Source organism: Limosilactobacillus sp., from assembly GCF_022482365.1.
Taxonomy (GTDB): Bacteria; Bacillota; Bacilli; order Lactobacillales; family Lactobacillaceae; genus Limosilactobacillus.
This window is the reverse complement of sequence record NZ_JAKVPE010000001.1, coordinates 1,028,623-1,040,739: the sequence shown is the minus strand read 5'-3', so window position 1 is coordinate 1,040,739 and position 12,117 is coordinate 1,028,623. Positions and strand designations below refer to the sequence as shown.

General features: G+C 54.5%; 13 protein-coding genes. 11 read left to right on the top strand and 2 right to left on the bottom strand.

Translation table 11 applies throughout. The features are described from left to right. Positions 1-4 precede the first annotated feature (4 nt). The gene (locus tag LKE23_RS05085) at positions 5-1,456 is read right to left on the bottom strand and encodes an MDR family MFS transporter (protein ID WP_434737610.1); all 1,452 of its coding nucleotides are present in this window, start codon (positions 1,454-1,456) and stop codon (positions 5-7) included. A 194-nt stretch (positions 1,457-1,650) separates the two neighbouring features. Here LKE23_RS05085 and LKE23_RS05080 point away from each other — a divergent pair, with 194 nt between their 5' ends. The 7 genes from LKE23_RS05080 to LKE23_RS05050 all read left to right on the top strand — a co-directional run bounded on the left by LKE23_RS05080 (position 1,651) and on the right by LKE23_RS05050 (position 8,206). Then, positions 1,651-2,094, top strand: a complete 444-nt coding sequence (locus tag LKE23_RS05080; protein WP_291976245.1) for a MerR family transcriptional regulator — start codon at positions 1,651-1,653, stop codon at positions 2,092-2,094. Between the two features lie 77 nt (positions 2,095-2,171). After that, a complete protein-coding gene (locus LKE23_RS05075; protein ID WP_291976244.1) occupies positions 2,172-2,519 on the top strand; it encodes a DUF3368 domain-containing protein in 348 nt (115 codons plus the stop codon). Positions 2,520-2,770: 251 nt separating this feature from the next. Beyond that, positions 2,771-4,654, top strand: coding sequence for a ribonuclease J1 (gene rnjA / locus LKE23_RS05070; RefSeq protein ID WP_291976243.1), 1,884 nt, complete (start codon positions 2,771-2,773; stop codon positions 4,652-4,654). Positions 4,655-4,793: 139 nt separating this feature from the next. Then, positions 4,794-5,984: a CPBP family intramembrane glutamic endopeptidase gene (locus LKE23_RS05065; RefSeq protein WP_291976242.1), complete on the top strand. Its 1,191-nt coding sequence runs from the start codon at positions 4,794-4,796 to the stop codon at positions 5,982-5,984. Between the two features lie 192 nt (positions 5,985-6,176). After that, positions 6,177-6,653, top strand: a complete 477-nt coding sequence (locus tag LKE23_RS05060) for a universal stress protein (RefSeq protein WP_267200815.1) — start codon at positions 6,177-6,179, stop codon at positions 6,651-6,653. A gap of 168 nt (positions 6,654-6,821) precedes the next feature. Continuing rightward, positions 6,822-7,505 carry a VIT1/CCC1 transporter family protein gene (locus LKE23_RS05055; RefSeq protein WP_291976241.1) on the top strand — a complete coding sequence of 228 codons (684 nt, stop codon included), beginning with the start codon at positions 6,822-6,824 and terminating at the stop codon, positions 7,503-7,505. A gap of 14 nt (positions 7,506-7,519) precedes the next feature. Next, positions 7,520-8,206 (top strand): VIT1/CCC1 transporter family protein, encoded by a 687-nt coding sequence (locus LKE23_RS05050; protein ID WP_291976240.1) that lies wholly within the window; start codon positions 7,520-7,522, stop codon positions 8,204-8,206. Between the two features lie 57 nt (positions 8,207-8,263). On the opposite strand, the gene LKE23_RS05045 is transcribed toward LKE23_RS05050, so the two are convergent. Next, positions 8,264-9,202, bottom strand: coding sequence for a cation diffusion facilitator family transporter (locus tag LKE23_RS05045; protein WP_291976239.1), 939 nt, complete (start codon positions 9,200-9,202; stop codon positions 8,264-8,266). 204 nt (positions 9,203-9,406) lie between these two features. Here LKE23_RS05045 and LKE23_RS05040 point away from each other — a divergent pair, with 204 nt between their 5' ends. The 4 genes from LKE23_RS05040 to LKE23_RS05025 all read left to right on the top strand — a co-directional run bounded on the left by LKE23_RS05040 (position 9,407) and on the right by LKE23_RS05025 (position 12,106). Beyond that, entirely contained in the window at positions 9,407-10,060 is a 654-nt protein-coding gene (locus tag LKE23_RS05040) for a metal-dependent transcriptional regulator (protein ID WP_291978266.1), read from the top strand. Positions 10,061-10,141: 81 nt separating this feature from the next. Then, on the top strand, positions 10,142-10,897 hold the full coding sequence (locus LKE23_RS05035; RefSeq protein ID WP_291976238.1) for a threonine/serine exporter family protein: 756 nt from the start codon (positions 10,142-10,144) through the stop codon (positions 10,895-10,897). A gap of 12 nt (positions 10,898-10,909) precedes the next feature. Next, positions 10,910-11,377, top strand: a complete 468-nt coding sequence (locus tag LKE23_RS05030) for a threonine/serine exporter family protein (RefSeq protein WP_291976237.1) — start codon at positions 10,910-10,912, stop codon at positions 11,375-11,377. A gap of 54 nt (positions 11,378-11,431) precedes the next feature. Next, entirely contained in the window at positions 11,432-12,106 is a 675-nt protein-coding gene (locus LKE23_RS05025) for a phosphatase PAP2 family protein (RefSeq protein WP_291976236.1), read from the top strand. The last annotated feature ends 11 nt before the right edge of the window (positions 12,107-12,117 follow it).

Sequence of the window (12,117 nt, the reverse complement as noted above, 5' to 3'; positions counted from 1 at the left end):
TATTTTATTTCTCCTCCTTTCCATCATGGGAACCAACGATGTCCTCGCTATCGATCCGGGGATGAATCCCGGTCCCGCTGGTAACGAAGAAGGACAGGAGCAGTCCTAAGGCAGCGAAGAAGATCGCAAACCAGAAGGCGGCGTGGTAACCGGTCAGCGTGGCGTCAAACATCTTGGACTTGTACTGAAGTGGTGCCTGAGCCAAGAGAGCGTGGGCCGGCTTGTGGTTATTGGTTACGTTGGTCAAAACAGAGATCATGATCGCGGTCCCGACGGAGGTTGCCACCTGTCGAATGGTGTTGTTGACGGCGGTCCCGTGGGCGATCAGGTTAAACGGCAGGGAGTTCATCCCGGAGGTCGTCACCGGCATCATGACCATGGAGATCCCAAACATCCGGATGGCGTAGAGAAAGACGATGTAGATCGTCGGCGTGTCGCGGGTCAGAAAGGCAAAGGGCAGGGTGCCGACGGTCAGGATAAACATCCCGGTCATCGCCAGACGCTTGGCCCCGTGCCGGTCAAAGAGTCGTCCGGTGATCGGGCTCATGATCCCCATGAAAAGGGCCCCGAAGAGCAGGGTCAGTCCGGAGTGGAAGGCCGACATGCCGTGGATGATCTGCAAGTAGAGCGGAATGACCATCTCGGCGCCGACCATCGCCATCATGACGATCGAACTCAGGATGGTTGCCAGGGTGTACTCGGCGCTTTCAAAGACATTGAATTCCAGGAAGGGCTCGTCCAGCTTGTTCTGGCGCAGCACCAGGAAGACGACGAGCACGGCCCCGATGACAATGGTCCAGATGACCAGCGGACTGGTCCAACCCTTGTCACCGACGCTGGAAAAACCGTAAAGCATGCTGCCGAAGCCAGCGGTCGAAAGGATGACGGACAGGGCGTCCAGGTGTGGCCGTCGGTTTGGAATGACGTTCTTGACTAAGAAGAAACTGGCGATGATGACCAGGGCAGCGATTGGAGCGATCATCCCGAACAGCCAGCGCCAGCTGTAGTTGTCGATCACCCATCCGGACAGGGTTGGACCGATCGCCGGGGCTAGCCCGATGACCAGGCCGTTGATTCCCATGGCGGCACCCCGCTTTTCTGGCGGGTAGATCGTCAGCATGATGTTCTGCATCAGGGGCATGTTGATACCGACCCCGACGGCCTGGATCAGCCGGGCGGCCAGGAGCACCCCGAAGCTCGGGGCAACCCAGGCCATGATGGTGCCGATTTCAAAGGTGGTCATGGCCGCAATAAAGAGCACCTTGGTGTTGAAGCGGCTGCTCAGGTAGGCACTGATGGGGATCATGATCCCGTTAACCATCATGAATCCGGTGGTCAGCCACTGCACGGTGGAGGTGCTGATGTCGAAGGTTTTCATTAAGGTAGGGAAAGCCGTCGACAGGATGGTCTGGTTGAGAACCGTACAGAAGGCCCCAATCAAGAGGACCAGGACCATCAGTGAACGGTTATAAGGTTGATTATTGATATCGACGCTTTGTGCAGCGTTGTTCACGAAGAAGACCTCTTTTCCTAATTTTTAGTCGTGCTTACGATAGTAAGATAATTTGACATCATTGTCAAATTATTTGACAAAGTTGTTTGGAATTAGCTATAGTTAAACCGAATTAAATTAGGAAACGAGGTGTGACAATGGAAACACTAACCCAGCGATTTCGCCGGCTGTTTGTCAACAGCAACCTCCGCATCAGCATGACGGAGCTGGCCAAGGAGACCGGGGTGTCGCCACGCCAGATCCGTTACTGGGAGCGCAAGGGCTACATTCATTCTGACCAGGACGCCGAGAATGCCAACCACCGCTTCGGCCTGGTGACGATTTGCCGGGTCATCACGATTAAATATTTCCTGGACCAGGGCTACACGCTGGCCAAGGCGGCTGAGTATGAGCAGCAGCACCGACTGACGATGAAGATCTTTCGTCAGTTCCTTGCCGACCGGATTGAAAATATTCAACAGGTCGATTCAGATAGCGGTGAGGTGGACCTCGGGCCATTGGACGATGATCCGACCCAGGAGGTGTACGCCCTGATTAAAGACGGCCAAACAAGTATCCATCTTCGTCCCCGCCGGCAATAAGTGATCTTTTCCGCTCCATCCAGCGCATTTTGTGGTATGGTGGAATTGACAATACTGATATGAAAGGGACGACACTTGTGAGTGAAAAGGGATTGCACTACGCAGACCTCAATGCCGATGCAAAGGAGACGGCTTTGAAGTCCTTCATTGACTATTACATTGACCAGTACGAAAAGGACAGTTTGGAGATCCTCGGGTCCAAGGTGGACAACGGCATCATGGGGACGATCAACAGCATCCTGAACCTGAACAGCTTTATGGGGCATGGTGACCTGGCGGCCGAGAGCTACCGGCTGTCGAAGTCCTTATATGAAAAGATTTTGAACCAGCTCACGACGGTTTACTACCAGGAAGATGGCGAACCGGTCAAGGACTGGGAACAATCCTGGGAGAATCAGGAAGTTAAGCTGCCAAGCGAAGACTAAAATTAAATCGAACTAATAAGGGGGCGACATCCGCAAGGGGATGTCGCCCCCTTTTTCTTAATCACTATCCTCATTTATCTACTTGTGGTAAAATAAATTTAGTTTTACGTACGGATAAAAAATAACCCAATTTATTGCCAATTGAACATTTTCACCGCCCTTGTTGATAACAAAGCGGTTCTTTTGGCCTACTTATTTTTCCGTTAGTAGTTGACGCGAGGATTAAAAAATCAAAAGGAAAGAAAGGTATTATGGCAAAGTTAAAGATTAAGAATAACGAAGTTGCCTTTTACGCCATGGGTGGCCTTGGCGAAATTGGTAAGAACATGTACTGTGTCCAATTCCAGGATGAAATTGTGATCATTGACTGTGGGGTCCTCTTCCCCGAAGACGAGTTGCTCGGGGTTGATTACGTCATCCAGAACTATGACTACCTGGTTGAAAATAAGGACAAGATCAAGGGAATCTTCATCACCCACGGTCACGAAGACCACATTGGGGGACTGCCATTTCTCCTGCAGAAGATCAACGTGCCGATCTACGCGACCCCGTTTGCAATGTCCTTGATTAAGGGCAAGCTGGACGAAAAGCACCTGCTGCGCAACGCCGAGCTGCACGAGATTGATGAATTCGACGAGGTGCACTTCAAGAAGCTCTGGGTCAGCTTCTTCCGGACAACCCACTCAATCCCCGACACGATCGGGGTGGCCGTGCACACGCCACAGGGAACGGTTGTCTACACCGGGGACTTCAAGTTTGACCTGACGCCGGTTGGTCACCTGCCGGGTCCGAACCTTCAGCAGATGGCCAAGCTGGGGGACGACGGAGTACTCCTTTTAGCCTCCGATTCGACCAACGCCGAGCGGCCACAGTTCACCAAGTCCGAACGGTGGGTTGACGTCCACATTCGGCGGATCTTCGAGCGGATCAAGGGGCGGATTATCTTTGCCTCCTTCGCCTCCAACGTTTACCGGCTGCGGGAAGCTTCCGACGCGGCGATTGCCCAGGGCCGGAAGATCGCGGTCTTTGGCCGGAGCATGGAGAATGCCATTGCGGCCGGGCAGGAGCTGGGCTACCTGAATATCCCGAAGGACTCGCTGATCGACCAGAATGAAATTAACAATTACCCACCGGAGAAGGTCCTGATCATGTGTACCGGGTCCCAGGGTGAACCGATGGCGGCCCTGAGCCGGATCGCCAACGGTACCCACCGGCAGATCTCCATCCAGCCGGGCGATACGGTGGTCTTCTCCTCCAACCCAATTCCGGGGAACACCACCAGCGTCAACGCCCTGATCAACAAGCTGGAAGAGGACGGCGCCTCCGTTGTTCACGGTTACGTCAACAACATCCACACCTCTGGTCACGGTGGTCAGGTCGACCAGGAATTTATGCTGCGCCTGATGAAACCGAAATTCTTCGCGCCGGTCCACGGTGAGTACCGGATGCAGAAGATTCACACCAAGCTGGCCCAACTGACCGGGGTGCCGAAGGATCACTGCTACATCCTGGAGAACGGGGATGTCTTAGCCCTGACCAAGGACTCCTGTCGTCTGGCCGATCACATCGACAGCGTCAGCGACGTCTACATCGACGGTCGGGACGCCGGCGACACGGTCGGTAACCCCGAGATCCGCGAACGGCGCCTGCTGTCCGAGGAAGGGGTTGTGACCGCCATCGCCGTGGTTGACCTGAAGGATTACCAGATTGTGGCCGGGCCGGACATCGTCTCCCGGGGCTTTGTCTACATGCACGAATCCCAGGAACTGATCAAGGCCGCCAACCACGAGGTCTTCTGGGCAATTCTCAACACCTTCAAGAACCACAAGCACGTCGACCAGCGGGCACTGAACCGGACGATTGTCAGCCGGCTGCAAAAGCTGCTCTTTGATCGGACGGGGCGGAAGCCGGTCATCATTCCGATGATCACGATCCTAAACGGTGATAACCGCTCGGAGAACCATCACTACCGCCGTTCCAATCACCACAATAACAATAATAAGAATGAACACCGGGAACACGGTGCCAAGAACGCCAAGCAGCATCAGCAAGGCAATGGCACTAGTGGCCACCATCACCGGCGGTCTCGTTCGAACAAACAGGAATATGAAAAACAGGTCGTTGCCAACGACTAGCCGGCCTGAAACAAAAGAGATTTGCGAAAAAAAGCTTTTCGCAGGTCTCTTTTTTGGTTTTCAATTAAAATTAGGTGAATTTTCTGGTATGATCGATGTTAAAAGATCGTGAATCAAGAAAGAGAGGAAGGTACTCCAGATGTCTGGAAGTGATTACCTAAGAATCTGGTACCGGGTACAGATCGGTACCACCCTATTAATCCTAGCGATGATGATGATTCGGAACTACGAATTTGATCGTCGCCGAATTGCGGCATTGCTGCTGATAATGGTCGTCGTACTCGCCATCGGCTTGACGGTAGAGGTGCTTGCCGACCGGCTGCCGGCCATCGTCACCCGGCTGAATGCCTGGCTGCAGGTACTTTTGCAGCCGCTGATTTTGATTGTTGCCTGGGACGTTATTACCCGGGAAATAATCGTTCTGCTGCACCTGCCATCACGGGGTGTGGTGACATTGATGATTGTCTACTACTTCGTCATGTTCGCGCCCTTTGCCAACGTGATCGGCAGCCAGCTGACCTTGAGCGTGGAGCGGTTCATCTTCGCCTGCTGGATGATCCTCGTGGCTTTTCTGCCCCTAATGGCCCTGCCGACGAACTTGATCGATAACCGTTTTCTGTTGATGGGCCTGTCAACCGGGGCCGTGGGTTCGGTGGCCTACTTCATCCTGATGATGACGGCCATGCGGGCCTGGAAACTTTCCTGGCCCGGCCTGCGTCCCCAGTGGAGCAGTGACTTCAACTGGTGGATCCTTCTGGGACTGGTAGCACTAGACCTCTTGTTTACGGCCTTCAATGCCGGCGAGTTGCCGGATCTGCGCCGGGCCAGCTGGGATCTGACCATGTCGGCCTTTGAGGCGGCGGTGCTGGAGGAGACCCTCTTCCGCTTTGCCATGCTGGGGATCCTCTTCTACGCCTGGCGCAATGTTAAGCAGCGCCTGCCGCTCGCGATCGTGACCAGCTCGGCCCTCTTCGGATTGCTGCACCTGACCAACGCCACCCTGCAGCACTGGGACATGACAATTTTGCAGGCGATTTCCGCCTTTGCCCTGGGGCTCTTCTTCGCGGTGGTTTACGTCTACACCGGCCAGTTGTGGCTGGCAATGCTGATGCACGGCCTGCTCGATTGGACTAGTTTTGTTGTCACCGGCAGCGACCTGATGCGGGGGACGACGACCTGGCAGGACTGGGTCAGCGTCTTAGTTGAGCTGGCGGTCTTCGGTGGGGTGACTGCCTGGATGATGTTCGGCAAGCGTCGTCAGTTCATGGAACGGCACGTGGCCCGCTTGACGGGTGAACACCAGCGCTTTGGCTTTACAATTCATTATTAACCAACGGGGCGTTGGGTGAGCCTGACGCCTTTTTATGTACAAAAAAGTACTGTTACTTATACTTTTGTTTTAGGACAGCCAAAATTAATTATTTACAAACAGCAGATTAGTAGTAACATTAAAGGTGAGTTTAACGAAGACGAGCGGGAAATGCCTTCATCGTTAAATGAGAACATAGAGAGGGGTAGACGAATGTTCGAAATTAAACCAAAGAAGTTCAAGCGAATCCTCGTTGGGGTTGATGATGCGCCGGATGCCCGGGCAGCATTTTCCTACGCGGTCGACAAGGCCAAGCGTGATGGCTCTGAACTGGGCATCGTGTCCATTTTAGAAACGGGTCACGTGAGCGTATACCAGATTCTTGATAAGGATTACGTCCACAGCAGCGAAGACGAGCTGCGCAAGCGGGTGAACGAGTACGTCCAGGCCGCCATTGATTACGGGGTCGAACCAAAGAAGATCACCGCGATCGTTGACCAGGGTGAGCGCCCGGCGGAACGTATCTGCAACCACGTTATTCCAGCCTTCCAGCCCGACCTGTTAATCGTCGGCTCGATTGGTAAATCGGGTGACCGGAAGGCGGTTGGTTCCCAGGCCTCCTATATGACCCGGCACGCCGGGACCTCGGTCTTTGTCATTCGGACGACTGCGGTTCAGCGCTACGAATAGAATTTATTCCAAACTAACAAAAGCGATTGCCAACCTGGCGATCGCTTTTTAAGATTCAAATTTTGTTTACAACGTTTCTAATTAAATACGAAGAGGCGCCACTATATCATTGCTTAATTTTAATCTTATGTTATAATGATTCTAAATTAAGGAAAAGAGGGTGCGAGAATGCAAAGGAAGAAAATGTCATTGGCACAAAAAGTCAATGTGCTGCGGGCCAGCGTTATGGGGGCCAATGACGGGATTATTTCCGTCGCCGGGATCGTTATTGGGGTAGCGGCCGCGACCAGTAATCCTTACTCAATCCTGATTTCCGGCTTGTCTGGCAGCCTGGCCGGAACCATTTCAATGTGCATGGGCGAATACGTCTCCGTCTCGACCCAGAAGGACTCCCAGAAGATGGCGCTGATCAGCGAGCGGCAACGGTTAGAAGACCAGTACCAGCAGGAGTTTAACTACGTGCAAAAGAAGTACGAAGCCCAGGACATCGCTCCCGAGCTCGCCCAGCAGGCAACCAAGGAGCTGATGGACAAGGACGCCTTAGGAACCGCTGTCCAGGAGCGCTACGGCTTTAACCCACGGGACTTTACGAGCCCGTACGCGGCGGCCATCGCCTCCTTTATTTCCTTTCCAACCGGGTCAATCCTGCCGATGCTGGCGGTGACGATGGCCCCGGGGAACGTCCGGATCATTGCTACGATGGCAGCCGTTTTGGTGGCCCTGCTGATTACCGGTTACTGCGCGGCGATTTTGAGCAAGGCCGACCGGGTCAAGTCAATGCTGCGCAACGCGACGGCCGGTTTATTGACGATGGGCGTGACCTACCTGATCGGTCAGCTCTTTGCACGCTAAGGGGGTGGAGGTAAATGGCAAGAATTAAGCGCCAGAAGCAAACGATGGAGGAAAAACTGAACACGCTCCGGGCCGGGGTCCTGGGATCAAACGACGGGATCTTGACCGTCGTCGGGGTCCTGGTTTCCGTGGCGGCGGCCACCTCCAACCGCTTTACGATTTTTATCGCCGGTCTGTCCGATCTGCTCGCCTGTGCCTTCTCGATGGCCTGTGGGGAGTACGCATCGGTTTCCACCCAGCGGGACACCGAGGAATCTGCCGTGGCCAAGGAAGAGCGCCTGCTTAAGACCGACTTTGCCAGCGAGCTGGCGGCGGTCCAGCAGTACTACGTCAACAAGGGAGTCACGCCGGAGACCTCAATGGCGATCGCCAAGGACCTGCTGAATAAGAAGCCGCTGCAGACGATGGTCCGAATCAAGTACGACATTGAGCTCGGACACTTCCTGAGCCCCTGGGATGCAGCCTGGTCGTCACTCTTCAGTGCGGCCGCCGGGGGGATCTTTCCCCTGATGGCGATGACCTTTGCACCGGACGCCTTGAAGTGGTATGCGGTGATTCTCGCCGTCGTCCTCACCAGCGCCTTGACCGGGTTTATCAGCTCTAAGCTGGGTAACGGCCTGGTAAAGGTGGCGGTGATGCGCAACATCATTATTGCCCTGATCACCGTCGCCATCCACTACGGTGTGGGGAAATTGTTTTAAGAGTATTCAAAAAGGGTATCCGTCAAGCGAACGGATACCCTTTTAAGTAGCCTTGAATTATTTCTCCGGTTCCGATGAGGCCTTGTAACCACCCGGCCGGATAACGTGTTCCTCGTCGACCGGGGTATTGAAGAGCTCCTCGTCCCTTCCCCGCGCGCACTCGGCCTGGAGCGTGATGTGGCAGATGCCATACTTGTGACGGAGGATGTCCTCCACCTGGGCGTAGATTGGCTCCACCTGGCTCAGGAGGAGGTCCTGGCAGTTGAGGTGGGCGGAAAAGATGATCCGGTGCTCATCAATCATCCAGGCGTGAACGTGGTGAACGTCCTCGACGCCGGGCACCTGCTTGATGTCGGCGGCGATCTGCTCGTAGTCGAGGTCCGGTGACGACTGCATCAGGATCTTGACGGTCTGGACGATGATCGGCCAGGACTCGTAGCCGATGTAGAGGGCCACCCCAATCGTTAATGCCGGGTCAAGCCACGGAACGTTGACAAAGGTCAGGATCACCCCACCAATAATGACGGCCACCGAGGAGAGGGCGTCACTTAGGACGTGGAGGTAGGTCGCCTTGACGTTCAGGCTGTCGTGGCTGCCGGAATGCAACAGGAGGGCGGAGACCAGGTTGGCCACTAAGCCGACGATGGCCACCGTCAGCATGATCCCCCCGTTGATGTGTTCGGGATGACCGAGCCGCTGAATCGCCTCACCGATCAGGAAGATGGCGATGATGATCAGGAGAAGACTGTTAGTCAAGGCCGACAGAATTTCCGCCCGCCGATAGCCATAGGTCCGCTGCTTGGTTTCTGGTCGCGAGCCGAGGTGTTGGGCAAAGTAGCCGAGGACGATCGAAAAGGAATCACCCATGTTGTGGAAGGCGTCCGAGAGCAAGGCCAGGCTGCCGGAAACCAGTCCCCCGATGATTTCGACAATGGTAATTAGAACGTTGAGCAGGGTTACCGCCAAAAAGCGTTTCCCGGTGATCTTTTCTTCCATTTTTAATGGTCGCTCCTTGTTTTAAGAATTGCAATTGTTTACCCAAACGGCTTATAATTACTAAATGTTGCTGAATTAAAAAGTTAGGGTTTCCAAATCACACTTTTATGATATGCTATAATATTCCTAGTTTCAACTTAGGACTAAATTAATGTTTTCGTGACCGTTCGCAGGCCAGATTCTTACTGTAGAGGTGAATTAATGTTGACTCCAATGAAGGAAGACTATTTGAAGATCATTTTTGAGCTGGGGGGCAGCTACAAAAAAGTTTCTAATAAGGAAATTTCCCTTGGACTGGGAATTGCTGCCGGTTCCGTGACCGAAATGATTTCCAAGCTGTCTGATGAGGGGCTGGTCATCCATGAACCGTATGCGGGCATTTCACTAACCAAGAAGGGCCAGCGCTATGCGGCCGAATTGGTCCGCAAGCACCGCCTCTGGGAAACCTTTTTGGTTGATAAATTAAACTACAACTTCGCCGACGTGCACTCCGAGGCCGAGGTCCTGGAGCACCAGACCAGTGATCGCCTGGCCACGGCCCTGGATGATTTCCTCCAGCACCCCAAGACCTGCCCGCATGGTGGGGTGATTCCGTCTGCCAACGGTCGCTTTCCGGATGTCAGTCACCGTCTGCTGGCGGATGCCAAGGACGGTGAAGAGGTCGAATTGGAACGTTTCTTGGACAACCACGAGCTGCTGACTTACCTGGAGGAGCTCGGCCTGCGTCCCCAGGAACGGGTCACGGTGGTGCGCCACGAACCCTTCGAGGGACCAATCGTGATCAAGAAGGCCGGCCAGGAGACACCGGTCAACGTTTCCTACAAGGCCGCCCACAATATTTTCATCAAGGAAAAATAATATTAAAGGTCCAGCAAAACGTTTGCGGGGCCTTTTAATCTGCTAAAATACCATTTGTAAGTTATCAAAGGGGGCGGCAAAATGCTAACAAAGAAACGCCGACGCTTGGCCCTGCGCACCTGCTCGCTGGCCGGACGCCTGCTCGTCGAGAACGGGTCGAACATGGACCGGGTTAATGATACGCTCAATCACATGGCTCGCAGTGCGGGACTCAAGGACTTTCAGGCCTTTACGACCGTCACGGGGATGGTGCTGGGGGCCAACAACCTGCCGAACGCGATCGTCATGAACATCCGCCGGCGCAAAAACGACCTGAGCAAAATTGCCGCCGTCAACGAAATTTCCCGGGAAATGGCCCAGGGGTTGATCACCCTGCCGGAGGCCTATGCCCAGCTCAAGTGGGTGGATCGCCAGGGACCCTACAAGTTTCAAAACCTGGTCGAGGCCCTGGCCGCCGCCGTCCTTAGCCTGGCGCTGATGATCGTCTTTACCGGCGACTACCGGGACTGCTGGGCCGGCTTCATCGACGGCGGGGTCAGCTATGCCGTCTTTTCCTACATGATCCGCAAGTTTAAGATCCAGTACCTGGGGGAGTTCTGCTCGTCTCTGGTAATCGGTTTTTTGGCCGTGATGATGGTTAAACTGGGCTGGGCCCACGACATCAACGACATCATCATCGGTGCCGTCATGCCCCTGGTGCCCGGTATTCCGCTGACCAACGCCGCCCGCGACCTGGTGTCCGGCAACCTGATCAGTGGACCGACGCGGGGAATTGAGGCGATTCTGACGGCCGTGGCGATCGGCAGCGCGATCGTAATTGTCCTGCACTTTGTTTAGGAGGGGAAAGAGATGCATTATTGGTTAAACTTATTGCTGCAGTTTTTTCTTTCCTACATTTCGACCATCTGCTTTGGGATCCTGCTTCACATCCCGGTAAAGGCCTATAACGTTGCCGGGATCATCGGTGGGGGCTCCTGGGTGGTCTACTGGATCATGTACTACCAGCAGGGCGTGGGCCTGTCCTTTAGCAACCTCGCCGCGGCCGTTCTGATCGCCATCTGCAGCCGTTTTGCCGCCCAGCACAAGAAAATGCCGACGATTGTCTTCGAGGTTCCCGCCCTGGTGCCATTCGTGCCCGGGGGCCAGGCCTACAAGATGGTCCGCAACTTTGCGATCGGCAACTACCACCTGGTGACCTTTTACTTCTACCAGGTGGTGGTGATCGTCGGGGCAATTACGCTTGGCTTCGGGCTGGGCGAACTGCTGAACCGGATAATTCATTATCGCCGGTGGCGGAGTGTTAAAAGGACCCGTTGATGTGGTATACTCAATTGAAATCAATATTTGAAAATTAGGAGATAAAGCACAAAAATGTTTATTGAACGTGACGACCACCGCTTACGGCGCTTTGTCGTTGGCGGCGTGTTCTTTCTTGTTTTAATGCTGCTGATCATGTTTAACTCGTCGGTGGCAACGATGGTGGACGCGGTTTTGCAATCACTGTTTACCGGCCAGCGGCTTGAGGGGGCGGGATGGTTCCACGCCCTGATGACCCTCTTGTCCTTTTTGGCTAAGCCAACGATGGACATCATCTGGATCCTGATCATTGCCGTGGTCCTCTGGCTCAAACGCTACCAAATTCCGGCGCTGTGGGCGGTTTGTACCCTGCTTGGTGGGGACGTCTTCGGTGAGCTTTTCAAGCACATCGTCAAGCGGGCCCGGCCGGCGCAGCACCTGGCGGCCGACGACGGCTACAGCTTCCCGAGCGGTCACGTGCTGGGCTTCTTCCTGGTGGCCGCGGTGCTTCTGCTGATCGTGGTTCCACTGATCCGCAAGCATTCGACGCGGACGATCTGCCAGCTGCTGATCGTCTTTGCTGTCTTCTTCCTGGCCGTTTCCCGGGTGTACCTCTACGCCCACTGGCCGTTCGATACGATCGGGGCAATGCTTCTGGCCTACACTTGGCTGCAGGTGGCCGAATGGCTCTACGTGGCCTGGGCGCCGCGCCTCTTGCGGGTTCCGTTTTTATCGAGTTCTGAAATTTAATTTAATGAGGA

Excerpts from the sequence above, each read along its gene's own strand:
- LKE23_RS05030 (WP_291976237.1), top strand. The coding sequence starts at position 10,910 with ATGCATTATTGGTTAAACTTATTGCTGCAGTTTTTTCTTTCCTACATT.
- LKE23_RS05060 (WP_267200815.1), top strand. The coding sequence starts at position 6,177 with ATGTTCGAAATTAAACCAAAGAAGTTCAAGCGAATCCTCGTTGGGGTT.
- LKE23_RS05045 (WP_291976239.1), bottom strand. The coding sequence starts at position 9,202 with ATGGAAGAAAAGATCACCGGGAAACGCTTTTTGGCGGTAACCCTGCTC.
- LKE23_RS05050 (WP_291976240.1), top strand. The coding sequence starts at position 7,520 with ATGGCAAGAATTAAGCGCCAGAAGCAAACGATGGAGGAAAAACTGAAC.
- rnjA (WP_291976243.1), top strand. The coding sequence starts at position 2,771 with ATGGCAAAGTTAAAGATTAAGAATAACGAAGTTGCCTTTTACGCCATG.
- LKE23_RS05025 (WP_291976236.1), top strand. The coding sequence starts at position 11,432 with ATGTTTATTGAACGTGACGACCACCGCTTACGGCGCTTTGTCGTTGGC.
- LKE23_RS05080 (WP_291976245.1), top strand. The coding sequence starts at position 1,651 with ATGGAAACACTAACCCAGCGATTTCGCCGGCTGTTTGTCAACAGCAAC.
- LKE23_RS05035 (WP_291976238.1), top strand. The coding sequence starts at position 10,142 with ATGCTAACAAAGAAACGCCGACGCTTGGCCCTGCGCACCTGCTCGCTG.
- LKE23_RS05055 (WP_291976241.1), top strand. The coding sequence starts at position 6,822 with ATGCAAAGGAAGAAAATGTCATTGGCACAAAAAGTCAATGTGCTGCGG.
- LKE23_RS05085 (WP_434737610.1), bottom strand. The coding sequence starts at position 1,456 with ATGGTCCTGGTCCTCTTGATTGGGGCCTTCTGTACGGTTCTCAACCAG.
- LKE23_RS05065 (WP_291976242.1), top strand. The coding sequence starts at position 4,794 with ATGTCTGGAAGTGATTACCTAAGAATCTGGTACCGGGTACAGATCGGT.